The sequence below is a fragment of the Saccharopolyspora antimicrobica genome (assembly GCF_003635025.1).
In the GTDB taxonomy this organism is placed as follows: domain Bacteria; phylum Actinomycetota; class Actinomycetes; order Mycobacteriales; family Pseudonocardiaceae; genus Saccharopolyspora; species Saccharopolyspora antimicrobica.
Window position 1 is genome coordinate 6,929,115 of sequence record NZ_RBXX01000002.1, and the last position, 17,466, is coordinate 6,946,580.

16 protein-coding genes are annotated in these 17,466 nt (G+C 70.5%); 4 read left to right on the top strand and 12 right to left on the bottom strand.

The features are described 5' to 3' along the window. Window positions 1-68: 68 nt before the first annotated feature. On the bottom strand, window positions 69-1,259 hold the full coding sequence (locus ATL45_RS32865) for an MmgE/PrpD family protein (RefSeq protein ID WP_093145860.1): 1,191 nt from the start codon (window positions 1,257-1,259) through the stop codon (window positions 69-71). Between the two features lie 191 nt (window positions 1,260-1,450). Here ATL45_RS32865 and ATL45_RS32870 point away from each other — a divergent pair, with 191 nt between their 5' ends. Beyond that, window positions 1,451-2,287 (top strand): HTD2 family dehydratase, encoded by an 837-nt coding sequence (locus ATL45_RS32870; protein WP_093145859.1) that lies wholly within the window; start codon window positions 1,451-1,453, stop codon window positions 2,285-2,287. Here the strand turns inward: ATL45_RS32870 and ATL45_RS32875 are convergent. Beyond that, entirely contained in the window at window positions 2,274-3,290 is a 1,017-nt protein-coding gene (locus ATL45_RS32875) for a hypothetical protein (RefSeq protein ID WP_093145858.1), read from the bottom strand. The genes ATL45_RS32870 and ATL45_RS32875 overlap by 14 nt on opposite strands. A gap of 274 nt (window positions 3,291-3,564) precedes the next feature. Between ATL45_RS32875 and ATL45_RS32880 the strand changes: the two genes are divergently transcribed. Next, window positions 3,565-4,119, top strand: coding sequence for an HD domain-containing protein (locus ATL45_RS32880; protein WP_093147178.1), 555 nt, complete (start codon window positions 3,565-3,567; stop codon window positions 4,117-4,119). Here ATL45_RS32880 and ATL45_RS32885 read toward each other — a convergent pair. Both ATL45_RS32885 and ATL45_RS32890 read right to left on the bottom strand, forming a co-directional pair. Continuing rightward, entirely contained in the window at window positions 4,107-4,583 is a 477-nt protein-coding gene (locus ATL45_RS32885; protein ID WP_093145857.1) for an NUDIX domain-containing protein, read from the bottom strand. The two genes, ATL45_RS32880 and ATL45_RS32885, sit on opposite strands and share 13 nt — an antisense overlap. 13 nt (window positions 4,584-4,596) lie before the next feature. Then, window positions 4,597-5,343: a helix-turn-helix domain-containing protein gene (locus ATL45_RS32890; RefSeq protein ID WP_093145856.1), complete on the bottom strand. Its 747-nt coding sequence runs from the start codon at window positions 5,341-5,343 to the stop codon at window positions 4,597-4,599. 538 nt (window positions 5,344-5,881) lie between these two features. Here ATL45_RS32890 and ATL45_RS32895 point away from each other — a divergent pair. After that, window positions 5,882-6,106: a hypothetical protein gene (locus tag ATL45_RS32895; RefSeq protein ID WP_246025689.1), complete on the top strand. Its 225-nt coding sequence runs from the start codon at window positions 5,882-5,884 to the stop codon at window positions 6,104-6,106. A gap of 722 nt (window positions 6,107-6,828) precedes the next feature. Here ATL45_RS32895 and ATL45_RS32905 read toward each other — a convergent pair. The 7 genes from ATL45_RS32905 to ATL45_RS32935 form a co-directional block, all read right to left on the bottom strand. Continuing rightward, complete coding sequence (locus ATL45_RS32905) at window positions 6,829-8,205, bottom strand: LLM class flavin-dependent oxidoreductase (protein WP_246025690.1); 1,377 nt, start codon at window positions 8,203-8,205, stop codon at window positions 6,829-6,831. Then, window positions 8,202-8,870, bottom strand: a complete 669-nt coding sequence (locus tag ATL45_RS32910) for a methionine ABC transporter permease (protein ID WP_093145854.1) — start codon at window positions 8,868-8,870, stop codon at window positions 8,202-8,204. Before ATL45_RS32910 ends, ATL45_RS32905 begins: the two co-directional genes overlap by 4 nt. Beyond that, on the bottom strand, window positions 8,860-9,630 hold the full coding sequence (locus ATL45_RS32915; RefSeq protein WP_093145853.1) for a methionine ABC transporter ATP-binding protein: 771 nt from the start codon (window positions 9,628-9,630) through the stop codon (window positions 8,860-8,862). Before ATL45_RS32915 ends, ATL45_RS32910 begins: the two co-directional genes overlap by 11 nt. Further along, the gene (locus ATL45_RS32920; RefSeq protein WP_093145852.1) at window positions 9,627-10,520 is read right to left on the bottom strand and encodes a MetQ/NlpA family ABC transporter substrate-binding protein; all 894 of its coding nucleotides are present in this window, start codon (window positions 10,518-10,520) and stop codon (window positions 9,627-9,629) included. Before ATL45_RS32920 ends, ATL45_RS32915 begins: the two co-directional genes overlap by 4 nt. A gap of 99 nt (window positions 10,521-10,619) precedes the next feature. Beyond that, window positions 10,620-11,834 (bottom strand): acyl-CoA dehydrogenase family protein, encoded by a 1,215-nt coding sequence (locus tag ATL45_RS32925; RefSeq protein ID WP_093145851.1) that lies wholly within the window; start codon window positions 11,832-11,834, stop codon window positions 10,620-10,622. A 16-nt stretch (window positions 11,835-11,850) separates the two neighbouring features. Then, window positions 11,851-12,984, bottom strand: coding sequence for a dimethylsulfone monooxygenase SfnG (gene sfnG, locus ATL45_RS32930; RefSeq protein ID WP_093145850.1), 1,134 nt, complete (start codon window positions 12,982-12,984; stop codon window positions 11,851-11,853). Window positions 12,985-13,303: 319 nt separating this feature from the next. Then, the gene (locus tag ATL45_RS32935; RefSeq protein ID WP_093145849.1) at window positions 13,304-14,476 is read right to left on the bottom strand and encodes an LLM class flavin-dependent oxidoreductase; all 1,173 of its coding nucleotides are present in this window, start codon (window positions 14,474-14,476) and stop codon (window positions 13,304-13,306) included. Window positions 14,477-14,957: 481 nt separating this feature from the next. Between ATL45_RS32935 and ATL45_RS32940 the strand changes: the two genes are divergently transcribed. Then, on the top strand, window positions 14,958-16,286 hold the full coding sequence (locus tag ATL45_RS32940; RefSeq protein ID WP_093145848.1) for an MFS transporter: 1,329 nt from the start codon (window positions 14,958-14,960) through the stop codon (window positions 16,284-16,286). A gap of 4 nt (window positions 16,287-16,290) precedes the next feature. Here ATL45_RS32940 and ATL45_RS32945 read toward each other — a convergent pair whose 3' ends face one another. Then, complete coding sequence (locus tag ATL45_RS32945) at window positions 16,291-17,454, bottom strand: acyl-CoA dehydrogenase family protein (protein WP_093145847.1); 1,164 nt, start codon at window positions 17,452-17,454, stop codon at window positions 16,291-16,293. Between the last annotated feature and the right edge of the window lie 12 nt (window positions 17,455-17,466).

A 17,466-nucleotide genomic window follows, 5' to 3' on the forward strand; every position in this document is an offset into this window, starting at 1 on the left:
GCTCTCCAAGTCTCCCGGCACCGGTTTTCCCTTGCTTCCAACGGAAATACCCGGCCCCGGGTCGGTTTTCAGTCGGCTCGCGGGAAGGTCTTGCGCAGGAGTTGCCGGACCGTCGCCCAGTCGGCACCGGCGAGCAGGGCTGGGACGTCGGTGCCGCAGGCCTTGAACTTCTCGGCCAGTTCGGCGTCGGTCGGCGGCCGCGACGGCGCGCCCGGCGGTTGCGCCAGCCGCACGTGCAGCGGCGGGCCGTCGTGCGTCACCTCGATGTCCACCTCGCCGGTCAGCAGACCGTCCGCGCCGGGCGTGCTTTCGAACTCCACTCCGCGCAGCAGTTCCTGCGCCGCGGCCCGGCCGACGGCCGCGTCGGTGAAGGCGGCGAAGTCCGGGTAGTCGTCCAGCAACGCCGTCGCCACCGCGTAGGGCAGGCTGAACTTGCCCTCCAGGCCGGTCGTGGGGCGGTCGTGGATCAGCGGTTTGACGGTGGCCCGCGGCGTGCGCACCCGCACTCCGCGCACCTGCCCGCGGATCTGGTGGCGGATCTCGCGCAGCGCGGCGATCGGCCGCTGCATCGCGTAGCAGCAGGGGAAGACCTTGATCGCGAGGCCGCCCGGCACGGCGGGCCCGGACAGGTCCGGCTCGCCGCTGCCGCCGACCAGCTCCAGCCAGGCGTCCAGAGCACCGGGGTCAGCGGTGGCTCCGGCTTGCGCCAGCTGCGCGGCGCGCACCCCGGCCTGCGCGGCGAAGCCGACCTGCAGGGATTTGCCGTGCGTACCGAACGCGTTCTGCACGCCACCGGCGGCGGGAACGGCGAGCGCCATCGCCGTCGCGAGCTGCTCGGCGGAGAGCCCCAGCGCTGTTCCGGCCGCGACGGCGGCTGCCGGTGCACCGGCCGTGCAGGTCGCGTGCCAGCCCGCGGCGTAGTGCGACCAGCCGAGCGCGCTGCCCAGGCGGGCCATCACCCCGGCTCCGGCAAGGTACGCCCGCGCGTCGCCGCCGGTGGCCAGCACCACCGGCACGGTCACCACGCTGATGTGGGTGGTGGATTCGACGTGCAGGTCGTCGAAGTCCAGCACGTGGCCGATCGCCGCCCAGCGCGCGGCGTCCGGCAGCTCGGCGGCGATCCCGGTCAGCGGGTCGTCCCTGGCGGCGAGGGTGACCGCGGCGGTGTCGAGCAGCGAGCGGTGGGCCAGCGCGAGGTCTTCGGGGCCCGGTTCGAGATCGGCCGCCCAGTTCGCGAGGGCTTCGGCGATGGATGCCATGGGAACCTTTCCGCCAGCGCGCGGGGCCGCGCCGCTGAGCTGTCCGCCAATCTTTGTACGGCCAAATCCTCGGCGCGGTCAAGAGTCCACCGAAACCGGCTGTCCCGACGAAACCGCGTTGACGTCAGGACGCGGGAGGCCGAGACTTGCGGAGCGTTTGTACGGCCCAATCGGCGGACCGAGGAGGAGCAGTGCCGGGACTGGACACCTACCTGCGGGAGTGGCGGCCGGAGCCGCTGGTCGAGACCGACGCGCTGCGTCCCGATCCGTCGCGCGCGCTGGCCGCCGCGCTGGAGACCGCGGCGCCGGACGACGTCCTGCCGCCGCTGTGGCACTGGCTGCACTTCCTGGACTGGCCGCGCCACAGCGAGCTCGGCGCGGACGGGCACCCGGCGCACGGGCACTTCCTGCCGCCGGTCCCCGACCGGCGGCGGATGTTCGCCGGCGGCCGGCTCACCGTCACCGCTCCCCTGCGCCTGGGCGTGCCTGCCGAGCGCACCACCTCGCTGGCCGATGTCGTGGTCAAGCAGGGGCGTTCCGGTGAGATGGCGTTCGTGACGGTCCGCGGCGAGTACCGGCAGGACGGCGAGCTGCGGTTCGTCGACGAGCAGGACTACGTCTACCGCAGCGGGGAGAGCTCGGCCAAGAACCCCGACGCCGCCCGGCCCACCGCGTTCCCGGTCTCCGGCGCACCGTGGCAGCAGGCCTTCACCGGTGATCCCGTGCGGCTGTTCCAGTTCAGCGCGCTGACCGCCAACACGCACCGCATCCACTACGACGCGCCCTACGCCCGCGACGTCGAGGCCTACCCCGGTCTCGTGGTGCACGGCCCGCTGCTGGTGCTGCTGATGACCGAACTCGCCCGCCACCGGGCACCCGGGCGCGAGCTCGCCGGTGTCGACTACCGGCTGCGCCGCCCGGTCTTCGCCGGCGACCCGGTGCTGATCACCGGCGGCCCCGACGGCGACATGGCGGTGCGCGCTGCGCCGGACGAGGTCATGGCCACCGCCCGGATCACCTTCGGCTGACCCGCGCCCAGACGTCGAGCAGCCGCGCCGCGGAGCCGCCGACGGGACCGACCGCGTCCGCGAGCACCGCGGCATCGGGCAGTTCCGCGCTGTCCACTGCGGACACCGCGGACGCCGGGTCGGCGATGGTGCTGGAGCAGACCGCCAGCAGGTGCTCCGGGACGGTCAGCGCCGGGTCGACGCATCCGACCAGCGGCGTGCCCACGGCGGCGATCAGCGGGAACACCGTGCCGGGAATCCCGATCGCCGCTTCGGCCCGCGCCGATGCCTGCAACGACGGGACATCGCTGATCTCGTAGCGGCTCCACAGCGACGGGTCTTCCCGGGGGTGCAGGCCGACCAGGATGCGCTTGCCCGCGGCCTGCAGCTTCTCCGCCGCCGCCAGCAGCAGTTCGGTGCCGGGCGCGGCCGCACCGGTGTCGTCGGGATGGGTGACGCTGGTGAGCACCAGGACCAGACCCGGTTCCGGAGCTCGCACCGGCAGCGAGTCCGCCTGCGGTGCACCTACGACCTGGATCTTGCGGCGGGTTCCCAGGTAGCCCGCGAAGGCGCGGGCCTCCGCCGGGGACGATGCGGTGATCGCGCGCAACCGCGGCCGCAGCCACCGAGCGCGGGCGGCCTCCCGCGGGTTGAGGTAGGCCAGCGAGCTGGCGGCCAGCGGCAGCCGCCGGAAGCGGGCCGCGCACTCCGCGGGCCACTCCTCCGCACCCGTCACGACCAGCAGATCCGCGCGCGAAACCTCGCCGGGCACCGCCACCGGAACCGGGTCACCCGGGGCGACCCCGGAGCGGTCGGGCACCAGCTGCGTGAGCTGCCAGCCGCGCCGGTCGGCTTCGGCCAGCAGCGGCTTGACGTGGTAGGTGCCCCACGGCTCGTTCGTCGCGATCAGCACCCGCCGAGGCCGCGCGGCCGAAGCCGTCCCGCCGAGCGCCAGAAGCCCCGCCCCGGCCAGCGCGCCGCCCAACACCGTCCGGCGCGCGAGCACCGCCTGATCGTCGTTCATGGCCGGCAACCTACGCACTCGAACCGACCACGACGTGAACGCACGGCGAACGCACGTCCCATCCCGATGCCGGTTTCACGCGGACCCGTCATCGGATCCGTCTCCGCTGATCAGGTGCCGTGAGCGTTTGGGGTGCCATAGGAACTAGTGTTTTGTTTCCGATTGACAGGCAGTTGGACAGTCACCAGGCGCTGGCCAGGGGCGCGTCGACAACCAGCCCAGGAGAGCCCTAGAGCGCTCGATCGCACGAGAAGGTTCGGTAACGTCGATGAACATGGACTCGGATTCCTCTGCAGCCGCCGCACTCGCCGAGAACCTGGTCAAGCCGCTCGGGCGCCGTTGGGAGCACGTCCAAGCCGTCGCAGCTCGTGCGCACGAGCTGCGACGCGCCGTCGCCCCCGAGGACGAGGACACGCTGATCGCGGCCGCCTGGCTGCACGATCTCGGGTACGCACCCGAGATCGGCCACACACGATTCCATCCGCTCGACGGAGCGCGCTACCTCCGCGACCAGCACTGGCCCGAGGTCATCGTGAACCTGGTCGCTCACCATTCTGGAGCACGGTACGAAGCCGCCGAGCGTGGCCTATCCGATGAACTCGCCGAGTTCCCGTTCCAGGACTCGCCGCTGCTCGACGCGCTCGTCACCGCCGACCTGACCACCGGCCCGGCCGGCGAGCGATTCACCTACGACGAGCGCATGGACGAGATCCTCAGCCGGTACCAGCCCGACGATCCAGTCCACCGCACCTGGACCAAAGCCCGCCCGGTGATCGGTGAAGCCATTGCCCGGGCCGAACGCCGGCTGGCCGCGGCTCAGCCGAGGTAGGGACTGGTTCGAGCCGAATCGAGCGCGTGGTCGATGCGCAAGCGCATCGACGGGTGGATGTTGAGGCCGTCGAGATCCGCCGGGGCAACCCAGCGGACCTCTTTCGTTTCGCTTCCGTCCTCGCGGGGCTCGCCGCCGATCCAGCGGCATTCGAAGCAGAGCGAGAACTGCTGCCGGACTTCCCCATCGTCGTAGGCCATGACGTGCGCGGGGTTGGTGTACGTGCCGACCAGACGGACGACCTCAACGTCAAGCCCGGTTTCTTCCTGAACTTCCCGGACGACGGTGTCGGTGAGGTACTCGCCGGCGTCGTGCCCACCGCCGGGTAGTGCCCAGAGGTCGTTGTCGACCTTGTGAATGAGGAGCACGTCTCCAGCGCCGTTCCGGATCGCTGCGGTCACCGATGGCACCACGGAATTCGCGGGCGGAGCACTGGGGTCGTTGAAGTAGTCGATGCGGGCCATGGGGCACCCCTCCTCAGTGGGGCAGTTCTGGTCGAGCGTGCTTCCAGGCGTGGTCGAACGAGCGCATGTAGTTCTTCCACATGAGGCCACCGGGAAGCTGGCGGAGATGCAGCACGGGATTCTGACCGGCGAGCCCTCCGAACACATGACCGTTCACCAGCAGGTTGTCGTCGAACCGGTAGAGCGAGTTGTACAGGATCGTCCCGTGCGTTCTGACCTCGACATTCGGGAGGTCAGCCACCTCGGCGAGGTAGCGCCGCATCATCTGGATCCGCCCTTGGAGGCCGCCGGTCGTGCCTTCTTCCATCGCCCTCTGCGTCACCGCGGTCGAAGCCTCGTCGCCGACCGCGAACCGGACTCTCACGCCCTCGGCTGCCTTCTGGCGCACGACGGGGAGGATGTCGTGCTGCTCCACCAGGAACTGCCCGGAGAACACGAGGACGTCCATCTGTTCCTTGACGCTGGCGATCAACTCGGTCCACAGCGTGAACGGTATCGACGACCGAGACGGGTACAGGTGCACTAGCTCGGTGTCGGTGTTCGGCTTGACGTGCAGATTCTCGGCCAATGATGGCCAGAGGTGAACCTCGTCGACTCCGACGAGATTCGAGATGTCCCGGCGGTTGCCGGGGTGGGGGACACGGCCATCAACCGTGACCCATCGCCCCGCGGTTTTCGGGTCGACGCGGAGCTCCCGGGCCAGATCCTCGATGGTCAGGCCCGCTGCCCGGATCGCGGACTGTAGGCGTCCGTTCGGCATTTGGCACCCCGGAAGGGACGTTTTCGGTACGAGTTCGGACGTTTTGTGGACGCTAGCGACCGCGCAGGACGTCTGCAAGCGACCCGCCGAAGCCCTGGGAACGTCCTTTGTGCTGCGGTGAACTTGCTGTCATGCAATACAGATCAGGGCAGATTCCCGAGCCGGCCAGCTGCATCCGCGAGGCGCGCGGCGGCTGCGGAAAGCGCGGAGATGGCCCGCTGAACCTCCGCCCTGACCTCTTCGAGCTGCTCGCGAACGTCCTGGAGTTGTTCAGTTGCGGTCCGCTCGTCGACGTCAGCAACGTACGGGCTGCTCCCATGCCTGATGCACCAACCAGGATTCCGAAGTCATTGCCCAGCACGAGCACGACAGTCATAGACCCGCGTGGGGCGGTGTGGAGCTTCCCCCGCAGCAGATCACCACTGCGCCAAGGGATGAAGAGGCGCGCGGCGGACAGGTGGGTCCGGTTCCGGCCACCAAAACCAACCGGCCCCACCCCTAGGCGCACCGACCTCACATGCAGATGACAGGAGTGTCCATGCCCCAGATTGAGCTGCGCTATTTCTGGCTGCCCGTACCAGACGAATCCAGCGACTACGGCTTGGTCCGCCACGCGTTCGCCGGTAGCCGACTGGACAAAGGCCCGGCCGATGATTCCTTCTGCGGCGACACCTATGCCCTGGCTATTCCATCCGAAATGGACTGGATACGCGCACCCACCTGCCAGGACTGCAACACACTACTCAAAGAGCTCAAGGGATAACCCCTCATCTCGCTGCCGCTGAGCCCCTCCCCGGACACCGGCAGCGAAGGCTGGCCTGTCGGTGCGAACCCCCGTAACGCACCGACAGGCCAGCCACCACGACCACCCGACCAAGAAGCTCCCGATCACCTTGCACCACAAGGAGATCCACCACGACCAACCAGAATCCGCAACATTGCCGAGGCGTCCACTGGCACACCTACATCGCCTTCACCCGCGATACGACGCGACCGCCGCCATGCCGAGCCCTCCGGCTGATCCGAATCCCCGACCGCATCCTGCGAACACCGGAAGAAGCGTGCGCCTGGATCGCCACGATGATGCACAGACACGCCCAACGCGCACCCGTCCACTTCATCGACCCCAGAGACGGACAAGGCCACATCGCCGACCACGACCACATCGCCCACAACGCGGCCAGCAACCTCGCCATCCTGCGCCGGGGCCACAGCCTCTACCAAGACTTCGCCCGCGCACACGACCGAATGCACCTCTGGCTCGACGCAGTCAACCCTGCCTGATCGGACTTCGCCAGGTCGATGGGATGAGGACACAGCCCCTCCCTTGCAGAGGGAGACCACAAGCCCGCCCTAACCGCCAGAACAGTAAGACCGCTAGATAACAGTGGTGCAACCAGTTTCTATAACACCCCAAAACGCTCACGGTCCTCCACCAGCGAAAACCGAGCCGTTCGCGCTCTCCGCACGACGTGTGGTGAGGTTTCAGCGGGGTGCGTCGTGGAAGGCTCCGCGGTAGGACGCGGCCGGGTGGCGCGGGTTCAGGCGGGCGCCGTCGGAGTACAGCTTCTCGCGGAAGGTTCCCGGGGCGTACTCCGCCTGGGCCAGGCCGCGGCGGCGCAGTTCGGGCAGCAGGCCGTCGATCACCTCCGCGTAGCTGCCCGGGATGACGTGGTTGATGATGTTGATCCCGTCGATTCCGGCGTCCTGCCAGCGCTCCAGCTCGTCGGCGATCCGCTCCGGCGTGCCGACCAGCCGCATCCGCTCCGCGCGGTAGCGGACCATGTCCTCGATGGTCGGGTTGCCGCCCGGCACGGAGTCGATGACGGCCTGCAGCACACCCCGGCCGCCCTCGACGCGCAGGTCCTTCAGCGGGGTGTCCACCGGCGCGTCGCCGAGGTCGACGCCCATCCCGCCGAGCATGTGCGCGGCGAGGCCGTCCACCGACAGGTACTCGTCGAAGTCGGCCTTGCGCCGCCGGGCTTCGGCCTCGGTGCTGCCGACCACGAAGGACAGTCCGGCGAAGAACAGCACGTCCTCCGGACGGCGGCCGTGGTCGGCAGCGCCGGCCCGGACGGTGGTGGTGATCTTCCGCGCGCTGTCCGGCGAACCGGCGAACATGAACACCGCTTCGGCGTTGCGCGCCGCGAACGCCATCCCGGCAGGAGAGGTGCCCGCCTGGAACAGCACCGGGGTGCGCTGGGCCGACGGCGCCACCAGGTGCGGGCCCTCCACCGAGTACCGCTCGCCGCGGTGGTGGATCTTGTGGATCTTCGCCGGATCGGCGTGCACCCCGGCGGCCTTGTCCAGCCGCAGCGCGTCGTCCTCCCAGCTGCCCTCCAGCAGCTTGTAGACCACCTCGACGTACTCGTCGGCCCACCGGTAGCGCTCGTCGTGCGGGGTCAGGCCGGGCAGCCCGAAGTTGCGGTGGGCGTTCTCCAGCGCCGAGGTGACGATGTTCCAGCCCGTCCGGCCGCCGGTGAGGTGGTCGAGCGTGGCCGCGCGCCGGGCGAAGGTGAACGGGTGCTCCTGGATCACCGAGCTGGTCCAGGCCAGGCCCAGGTGCTCGGTCACCGCGCCGAGCGCGGAGATCATCACCGACGGGTCGTGCGAGGGGATCTGCAGGCCTTCGGTGGCGAAGATGTCCCAGTTGCCGCGGTAATTGCCGTAGAGGCCGACGACGTCGGCGAAGAAGATCGCGTCGAAGCGGGCCGCCTCCAGCTGCCGGGCGAGATCGGTCCACAGCGACAGCTCGTCGAAGCGGTGCTGCTGGGCTTCCGGGTGCCGCCACTGGCCCTCCAGGATGTGCGAGGTGGTGGCCATCACGAAAGCGCTCAGCCGCAACCGTTTCCGGGCGCTCACAGCCGCTTGTCCAGTCGTCGCACGGTCAGGTTGCCGACCAGCTGGACGAGTTGCACCAGCGCGATCATGACGAGCACCGCCACCACCATCACGCCCGTCTCGTAGCGGTAGTAACCGTGCCGGATGGCGAAATCGCCGATGCCACCGCCGCCGACCAGGCCCGCGATCGCCGAGTAGGAGATGAAGCTGACCACCATGATGGTGATCGAACCCGCCAGACCCGGCCGCGCCTCGACCAGCAGCACGCTCCAGATGGTGCGCAGCTTCGACGCGCCCATCGCCTGCGCCGCCTCGATCACGCCGGGGTCGACCTGCAGCAGGTTCTGCTCGACGAACCGCGACAGGTAGGCGACGGCGTTGACGCACAGCGGCACTGTCACCGCGAGGGTGCCGACGCTGGTGCCCACGATCAGCCGGGTGATCGGGATCATCGCGATCAGCAGGATGAGGAACGGGAACGAGCGGACGAGGTTCACCACCGCGTTGAGCACCTGGTGCAGCCGCGGTGACGGACTCGGCCCGCCAGGTCCGCTCGACCACAGCAGCACTCCGGTGGGGATCGCGGCCAGCACCGCGATCGGCACCGTGATCAGCAGCATGACCGCGGTCTCGCCGAGCGCCCCGGCCATCTCCGGGAGCGCCGCGAGGATGCGCTCAGCCGACATGGGTCTCCTCCAAGCTCCGCAGCCGGATGCGGTCGTCGATCATGAACTGGGCGATCTCGGTCTCCGGCCGCAGCGGGGAGCCGTCCAGCCGCAGGTGCTCGACGACCTTGCCGCCGTCCATCACCGCGACGTCGTCGGCGATCGCGCGCACCACGTTCATCTCGTGGGTGACCAGCACGATCGTGATGCCGAGCCGCTCGTTGACCTCCTTGAGGTAGCTCAGCACCGACACCGTGGTCCGCGGGTCGACGGCGCTGGTCGGCTCGTCGCACAGCAGCACCGACGGCTCGTTGGCCAGCGCCCGGGCGATCGCCACCCGCTGCTGCTGCCCGCCCGAGAGCTTCGCCGGGTAGGCGTCGGCCTTGTCGGAGAGGTCCACCACCGCGAGCGCTTCGGCCACCCGCGCCGCGCGGGCCGTCTTGTGCACTCCGGCGATGCGCAGGGCCAGCTCGACGTTCTGCGCCGCGGTGAGGTTGGCCAGCAGGTTGAAGTGCTGGAAGATCATGCCGATCCTGGCCCGTCGCCTGCGCAGCTCGGCATCGTCCACAGCGGTCAGATCGGTGCCGTCGACCTCGACCGAGCCGGAGTCCGGTCGCTCCAGGAGGTTGATCAGGCGGATCAGCGTCGACTTGCCCGCCCCGGAGAACCCGATGATGCCCTGCACCGATCCGCGCGGCACGTGCAGGTCGACGTCGTCGACGGCGGTCAGCGGGCCGCCCGGGCCGGTGAAGCGCTTGGTGACGCCGCGCAAGGTGATCAACGTCCGCCGTCCTTCCACCACTGGCCGAGCTGGGCCTGCGGGTCCTCGGTCCACGGCAGCGGGGCCCACTCGCCGTAGAACTGCTTGAAGAAGTCGCGGACCCGCGGGCTCTGCAGCGCCGCTTGCAGGGCTCGGGCCTTGGCCGAGCCCACCTCGTCCGGGCGGCCGCCGACGACGATCCGGTACGGAACGGCGTCGAGGTCCTGCTCGCGCAGCAGGGCCGCGCCCTCGACGTCCAGCCCGATCTCGATCGCCTGCCGGGAGAACAGGAAACCGGCGTCGACGTCCGGCAGCGTCTGGGTGAGCGTCTGCTGGTCGACCTCTACGAAGGAATAGCCGTGCGGGTTGTCCACGATGTCGCGCTGGCTGGTGGTCACCACCTGCGCGCCTTCGCGCAGCTTCAGCCGCCCGGCGCCGGCCAGCAGGTGCAGGGCCCGGCCGTTGTTCGCCGGGTCCACCGGCAGCGCGATGCGGGCGCCGTCGGGCAGCTGCGAGATGTCGTCGTAGCGCGTGGAGTAAACGCCCGCGGGCGAGCCGACGGCGTAGAACAGCGGCACCACGTCGGTTCCGTTGTCCCGGTTGAAGGTCTGCAGGTAGGCACCGTGCTGGAAGAAGTTGAAGTCGGCCTCCCCGGCGCTGACCGCGTGGTTGGGCTGCACGATGTCGGTCACGTACCGGACGTCGAGCCGCCAGCCCTCGGCTTCGAGCTGTTCGCGGGCGATCTCCAGCGGGTCGTGGTACGGCGGGCTGTCGGTGGCGATGATGCTGATGGTGCGCTCGTCCGACGCGGTGCCGCCGGCCAGCCCGCAGCCGGCGAGGGCCAGCACCAGGGTGCCGATCAGGGCGAGGAAGTGCTTGTTCCGGCGGGACGGGTGGTGCGATGTGGACACTGTGGTCGCTTTCTGCTGGTTCGCGGAGGTGCGGGTCGTGAGCGCGCGACCGGGGTGGGGCCCGGCCGAGCGCTCACGACCTCTCCCCCACCTCGGTGGTCAGGTGTACCAAGTGGGTTCGGGCAGTTCGCCGAGCAGCGCGTAGCGCCCGACCTCCACCCGCTTGTAGGCGACGGGGTCGTGCAGGCTGTGCGTGCGCAGGTTCCGCCAGTAGATGTCCAGGCCGACCGAGTTCGCGGTGGCCCGCGCGCCGGTGACCTCGAAGATCCGGCTGCTGACCTCCAGACCGGTGTCGATGATGCGCTGCTTGGCCGCCGCGATCAGCACCGCGGCCTCGCCCCGCTGCCGCTCGGTCAGCGACTCGCGCTCGGCGTGCAGCAGCCCGGACAGCACGGCACCGGCCTTGTCGATCAGCGCTTCGGCGGCCCACAGCTTGGCCTGGAGGTCGCCGAACGCGTCGAGCACGTAGAACTCCTCGGTCGCGGAGTCCTTGTTGTCCCCGCCGTAGGGCCAGGGCCGGGTGCGCTCCGCGGTGTAGGCCAGGCCCGCCTGCAACGCAGCCTGGGCGATGCCGAGGTAGAAGTTGGCGAACACCAGCTGGATCGTCGGCACGTTGAGCGTGTTGTAGGTCAGCGGGCGGAACTCCTTGTCCACGTAGCCCGCCGCCGAGGCCCACGGCACCCGCACGTCCTCGACGAGCACGCTGCCGGATTCGGTGAGCCGCTGGCCCAGGTTGTCCCAGTCGTCGCCGAAGGTGATGCCCTGCTGGTCGGACGGGACGATCGCGAAGACGTGCCCGCCGCTGTCCTCCAGCACGCCTTCCAGCACCGTCAGGTCGGAGACCTTGCCGCCGGTGGAGAAGGACTTCCGGCCGCGGAAGACCAGCCAGTCGCCTTCGTCGGCGATGACCAGATCGTCGTCGCGGGGGTTGACCGCTCCGCCGAAGAAGAGGTTGTTGCCGGTGTAGAGCTCTTCGACCGCGGCGATCTGCTCGGTGGTGCCGACCAGCCGCGCCGCCCAGGCCCACAGGTAGTGGTAGCCGAGCAGCTGCCCGATCGAGCCGTCGCCCCTGGCGACTTCGCGGACGACCCGGTAGGCGGTCTCCCAGCTCTCGCCGGCGCCGCCGTGCTCCCGCGGCCCGAGCAGCGTCACCAGCCCGGCGTCCTTGAGCAGCGCCACCTCCTCGTACGGCGTGCTGTTCGCCCGGTCCCGGGCCAGGGCGTCGGTGGCCAGCACCGCGGCGACGTCCTTGGCGCGTTCGATCCACTCGGCCGCGGTGGCGGGCCGCGCGTCGGTCCAGTTCCTCGTGGTCATCGTCGTACCCCTCCGGTCACCGTGCGTTTCCGGCACCGAGCGGGTCGCCGGTGCGGTCGAGTTCGGCTTCGAGTTCGCGGACGATCGGCAGCACGTGGCGGCCGAAGTGCTCGACGTCGTCGAGGTAGTGCAGGAAACCGAGCAGGATCAGGTCCGCGCCGCGCTTCTTGTACTCGACGATGCGGTGCGCGATCTGCTCCGGCGTGCCGATCAGCCCGGTGCGGAACCCGTCGTTGTACTGCACCAGGTCGGCGAACCCGGAGTCCGCCCACATCCCCTTTCCGTCCGAAGTGGACTGACCGGCCTGCCGCACGGCGGCGCGGAAGCCCTCCACCGCCTCGGTGTCGGCCTGTTCGACGATCTGGCGCAGCACGTCGCGCGCCCGCGCCTCGGTGTCGCGGGCGATCAGGAAGCCGTTCAGGCCGAACCGCACGGTGCGGCCGTGCTCGGCGGCGACGGCCCGGACGTCGGCGACCTGCTCGGTGAAGCCGTCGAAGTCCTTGCCGTTGCTGAAGTACCAGTCGGAGACGCGGCCGGCCACCTGCCGCGCGGCGGTGGAGTTCCCGCCCTGGAAGATCTCCGGGTGCGCCCGGCCGGGCACCGGGTGGGGCTGCGGGCGCAGGCTGAAGTCGTGGATCCGGTAGAAGTCGCCGCTGAAGTCGAAGTCCGGCCGGGTCCACAGGCCGCGCAGCACCCGGATGAACTCCTCCGTGCGGCGATAGCGCTCGTCGTGCTCCAGCCAGGGTTCGCCGAGGCCGGTGAACTCGTCCTTGAACCAGCCGCTGACGATGTTCACCGCGAAGCGGCCCCGGGACAGCAGATCGGCGGTGATGCCGAACTTGGCCAGGATCGCCGGGTGCCAGAGCCCGGGGTGCGCGGCGACGATCAGCTTCAGCCGTTCGGTGGCCAGCAGCAGCCCGAGGCTGAACGCGGCCGGGTCGTGCTGCTGGGCGGCGCCGTAGCTGGAGGCGTAGCGGACCTGGCTGAGCGCGTACTCGAACCCGCTGCGCTCGGCGAGCACCGCGAGTTCCCGGTTGTAGTCGAATCCGAAGTCGGTTCGCTGTTCTATCCTGCTGGTGACCAGGCCACCGCTGACGTTGGGCACCCAGTAGGCGAATTTCAGCGGTTCGGCGCGGTGGGCGTCGGACATGCTCATCTCCTGTCGCGCGCGGGGCACCGGCGCGCGGCACCGGCGCCAGCTGCGATCGCAGCTCGCGGGAAAACGGGGATCGGTCGCCCTGATCGGGCGGCGGAGGAGATCAGCAGCCGCGACAGGACTGCGCGCCGACGCGAACGAGGTCGACGTGGCGGCGCCTGGTCAGCCGGTCTGCGGGGAACACGGATCAATGCCACCAGAGAAGATCAGCGGTGTCAACGGATCTCAACACCCGGACATCGTCCTATGTGGATTGGAAAAGGCCCACCGGGCGGCGTGGTGCCGCCCGGTGGGCCCGCTGTCCTGTCGTCGGTCAGGAGGCCGCGGCCGGCTCCCGCGACCCGCCCGCGAACGGGATGCTCGCCGGCGCGGCATCGGCCGCCCCGGCCGGGTGCCGCCACAGGCCCTTGCGCTCCAGGATCGGCAGCACGCCTTCGCCGAACCAGTACGCCTCCTCCAGGTGCGGGTGCCCGGAGAGCACGAACTCGTCGATGCCGAGCGCGTGGTACTCCTCGATCCGCTCGGCCACCTCGGCGTGGCTGCCGACCAGCGCGGTCCCGGCCCCGCCGCGCACCAGGCCGACGCCCGCCCACAGGTTCGGGTAGATCTCCAGGTTCGCCGTCGATCCGCCGTGCAGCTCCAGCATCCGCCGCTGCCCTTCGGACTCGCTGCGCCCCAAGCCCTCCTGCACTCGTGAGATCGTCGCCGGGTCCAGCGCGTCCAGCAGCCGCCGCGCCTCCGCCCAGGCCTGCTCGCTGGTGTCGCGGCTGATCACGTGCAGCCGGATGCCGAAGCGCGGGGCGCGGCCCTGCTCAGCCGCCAGCGCACGGATCCACTCGACCTTCTCCGCGACCTTCTGCGGCGGCTCGCCCCAGGTCAGGTACACGTCGGCGTGCTTGGCCGCGACAGTGCCCGCCGCGGGCGAGGATCCGCCGAAGTACAGCGCGGGCACCGGGTCCGGGGTGCGGGCGAGCTCGGCGCCTTCGACGTGCACGTGCTCGCCCTCGAAGTCGACCCGCTCGCCCCGCCACAACCCCCGCACGACGTGCAGGAACTCGTCGCAGCGCGCGTAGCGGGCGTCCTTGTCCAGGAAGTCGCCGTAGGCGCGCTGCTCGGCGCTCTCACCGCCGGTCACCACGTTGAGCAGCAACCGCTTGCCGGAATGGCGCTGGAACGTCGCGGCCATCTGCGCGCCCAGCGTCGGCGACAGCAGCCCGGGCCGGAACGCCACCAGGAACTTCAGCCGCTCGGTGACCTCCGCCAGCATCGCCGTGGACAGCCAGGCGTCCTCGCACCAGGCACCGGTCGGCGTCAGCGCGCCCTCGAACCCGAGCTGCTCGGCGCTGCGGGCGATCTGTCCGAGGTAGGCCAGCGTCGCCGGCCGGGAGCCGGTGGCGGTGTTGGTCGTCGCCACGCCGTGCCCGCCGCCGACGAGGTACCGGCTGTCGCCGTAAGTGGGCAGGAACCAGTGGAAGGTCAAAGACATCAGTCACTCCAGGGGAAGCGGGACCGGCCCAGCACGTGGTCGCGAACCCGTCGAGTCCGTTGTGGACGAAGAGGTGGCCTCGCCGCGCGGGCGGGCGGGGGAACTGCCGGTCAGGGACGACAGGCCTGCGCCGACACGCGGTGGAAGTCCACGTGCCGGCGCCTGGTGAACAGCGCCGCAGCTCGCACGGATCAATCGCAGCAAAGCCGCGCCGCAGGTGTCAACCGGCGGCCGGGCCATCCCACCTGGCGGACCGGCGCGGTGATCCCATCCGCTGGAACCGGCCTGCCGCACCGTTGACACCGCGTCGGCCGCCTCCATAGCGTCGCCGTGTGCTCCGACCGGTGCTGCTGACCTGCCGCCACCACGTGGACCTGCTGCGCGTTACGTCCGCGGCCTGTTCCACCTCCTGAACCACCAGCCGATCCGGCACGCACCCACGGCCCCGAGCGGGCCGCCTTCTTCCGCAGGAGACAGCACCATGACCGCGACCTCGCACGCCGAGGCGCCCGGCACCCGGCAGGTGCCGGCCAAGGACGTCCGCACGGTGATCGCGTCCAGCCTGATGGGCACCACCGTCGAGTGGTACGACTTCTTCCTCTACAGCACCGCCGCCGGGCTCGTCTTCGACAAGCTGTTCTTCCCCACCGACGATCCGACGATCTCCACCGTGCTGGCCTTCGCCACGTTCTTCGTGGGCTTCGTCGCCCGCCCGCTCGGCGGTGTCCTGTTCGGACACATCGGGGACCGGATCGGCCGCAAGCGCACGCTGGTGACCACGATGCTGCTGATGGGCGTGGCCACGGCCCTGATGGGCGCGCTGCCCACCTACGCCGACATCGGGCTGCTCGCGCCAGTCCTGCTGGTGCTGCTGCGCGTCGTGCAGGGCTTGGCGATCGGCGGCGAGTGGGCGGGCGCGGTGCTCATGGCGGTGGAGTACGCGCCGCCGGGCAAGCAGGCCCGCTACGGCGCCTGGCCGCAGGTCGGCCTCGCACTGGGGCTGGGCTTGGGCACCGGGCTGTTCGCACTGCTCGGCAACGTGCTCGACGACGAGCAGTTCCTCGGCTACGGCTGGCGGATCGCGTTCGGGCTCAGCATCGTGCTGGTGTTCATCGGTCTGCTGATCCGCCTGCGGGTGGCCGAAACACCGGCCTTCGAGCAGATGCGCGCGGCGCGGGAAACCTCCCGCGCACCTTTCCTGGACCTCTTCCGGGACCGCACGGCCCGCCGCAACACGCTGCTCGGCCTGCTCTCGCGCTGGGCCGAGGGCGCCGCTTTCAACACCTGGGCGGTGTTCTTCCTGTCCTACGCGACCACGACCCTCGACCTGCCGCGCACCGATGTGCTGGTGGCCGTGATGGCCGCCTCGATCGCGCTGGCCGTGCTCATCCCGGTGTTCGGACGGCTCGCCGACCGCTGGACTCCCCGCCGCACCTACACCTTCGGCGCGGCGCTGTTCGCGGCATCGGTCTTCCCCGCGTTCCTCGCGTTCCAGACCCGCGACCCGCTGCTGATCGGAGTGGTGATCGTGCTGGTGCTGGGCGTCGTCCACGCGGTGCTCTACGCCCCGCAAGGCACGCTGTACGCGCAGCTGGCGCCGGTGCGGCTGCGCTACACCGGGATGTCGTTCGTCTACCAGTTCTCCGGCATCTACGCCTCGGGCCTCACGCCAATGGTGATCACGATGCTTCTGGCCGTCGGTGGCTCGCCGTGGTGGGCCTGCGGTTACCTCGTGCTCGCCGGGCTCATCGGCGCGGGCGCGACGCTGGCGCTGCGCCCGCGCGACCTGTACTTCGGGCGCGACGCCTGAGCGTTCAGGCCGGTGCTCCGGTGGTCCAGCCGAAGACCGGGAGCGCGTCGTTGATCGCGTGATCACCCACCGCCCGGGCCTTGTAGATCAGCGGGTTGTGCACGGTGAGCGTGCGGGCGTTGCGCCAGTGCCGGTCGAGCTGCCGCGCCTCGCTGACCACCGACGACCCGCCCACCTCGAACAGCTCCGCCGTGGCGCGCAGGACCACGTCGGCGATGGCCACCTGCGCTCTGGCCACGTCGTCCTCGGCGGCGATGACGTCGGCCTGCGCGCCTTCCTGCGCCCGGTGCACCGAGGCGACCGCGGCTTCCAGCGTCGCCTGAGCGGCGAACGCGGCGCTGTGGATCTTGCCGACCACCTGCTGGACCAGCGGGTCGTCCTTGGGCAGCGGCGCGCTGGCGTGGCTGTAAGAGCGGCGGCGCTGCCGCACGAACCCGGTGGCGTCGCGCGCCGCCGCTCGCGCCACGCCGACGAGGGAGGCCAGCAGCACGAGCTGCGCCAACGCGGTGTGCAGGCCAGGGCTCCGGTCCCACGGCACGACGTGCGCCGGGTCGACTTCGACGTCGGTGAACTCGACCGTGCCGCTGGCGGTGGTCCGCTGCCCGAAGCCGTCCCAGTCGTCGCGCTGGACCAGCCCGGCCGCGTTCGCCGGAACCCGCGCCACGACCAGCTCCCCCGGCGCCCGCTCGGCGCGCACGGTCAGCCAGTCCGCGAACAGACTGCCCGTGGCGTAGAACTTCGTGCCGTTGAGCACCGGGCGCCCGTCCTTCTCCGACAACCGGGTGTTCAGCCGCCCCACCTCGTGCGGACCGCGTTCGCTGATCGCGTTGCCGACCAACGTCCCGCCCGCGACCAGCCGGAGCCATTCGTCGCGCGCGGCCGACGGCGGCTGCCGCAGCTGCTCCTCGACGAAGAGGACGTGCGGGCGCAGCGCCTGCGGCAGGTTGGAATCGGCCTCGCCCAGCTCCACCAGCAGGCCGAACAGCTCGTCCAGCCGGGCTCCGGCACCGCCGAACCGCCGCGGCACCCGGACCGCGCCGAAACCGGCGTCCCGCAGCCGGCCCACCTCCTCGTGCGGCAGGCGGCGCTGCCGCTCGCGGTCCACCGCGCCGTCAGCGATCCGCTCGAACACCGGGCGGAACCGCGCCGCCAGCTCCTCCGTCGACACGTGGTTCTCCTT

Bases quoted from the DNA above. Each gene is read 5' to 3' on its own strand.
- ATL45_RS32925 (WP_093145851.1), bottom strand. From the start codon at position 11,834: ATGACCACGAGGAACTGGACCGACGCGCGGCCCGCCACCGCGGCCGAG.
- ATL45_RS32890 (WP_093145856.1), bottom strand. From the start codon at position 5,343: ATGCCGAACGGACGCCTACAGTCCGCGATCCGGGCAGCGGGCCTGACC.
- sfnG (WP_093145850.1), bottom strand. From the start codon at position 12,984: ATGTCCGACGCCCACCGCGCCGAACCGCTGAAATTCGCCTACTGGGTG.
- ATL45_RS32940 (WP_093145848.1), top strand. From the start codon at position 14,958: ATGACCGCGACCTCGCACGCCGAGGCGCCCGGCACCCGGCAGGTGCCG.
- ATL45_RS32865 (WP_093145860.1), bottom strand. From the start codon at position 1,259: ATGGCATCCATCGCCGAAGCCCTCGCGAACTGGGCGGCCGATCTCGAA.
- ATL45_RS32885 (WP_093145857.1), bottom strand. From the start codon at position 4,583: ATGGCCCGCATCGACTACTTCAACGACCCCAGTGCTCCGCCCGCGAAT.
- ATL45_RS32895 (WP_246025689.1), top strand. From the start codon at position 5,882: ATGCCCCAGATTGAGCTGCGCTATTTCTGGCTGCCCGTACCAGACGAA.
- ATL45_RS32935 (WP_093145849.1), bottom strand. From the start codon at position 14,476: ATGTCTTTGACCTTCCACTGGTTCCTGCCCACTTACGGCGACAGCCGG.
- ATL45_RS32875 (WP_093145858.1), bottom strand. From the start codon at position 3,290: ATGAACGACGATCAGGCGGTGCTCGCGCGCCGGACGGTGTTGGGCGGC.
- ATL45_RS32880 (WP_093147178.1), top strand. From the start codon at position 3,565: ATGGACTCGGATTCCTCTGCAGCCGCCGCACTCGCCGAGAACCTGGTC.
- ATL45_RS32910 (WP_093145854.1), bottom strand. From the start codon at position 8,870: ATGTCGGCTGAGCGCATCCTCGCGGCGCTCCCGGAGATGGCCGGGGCG.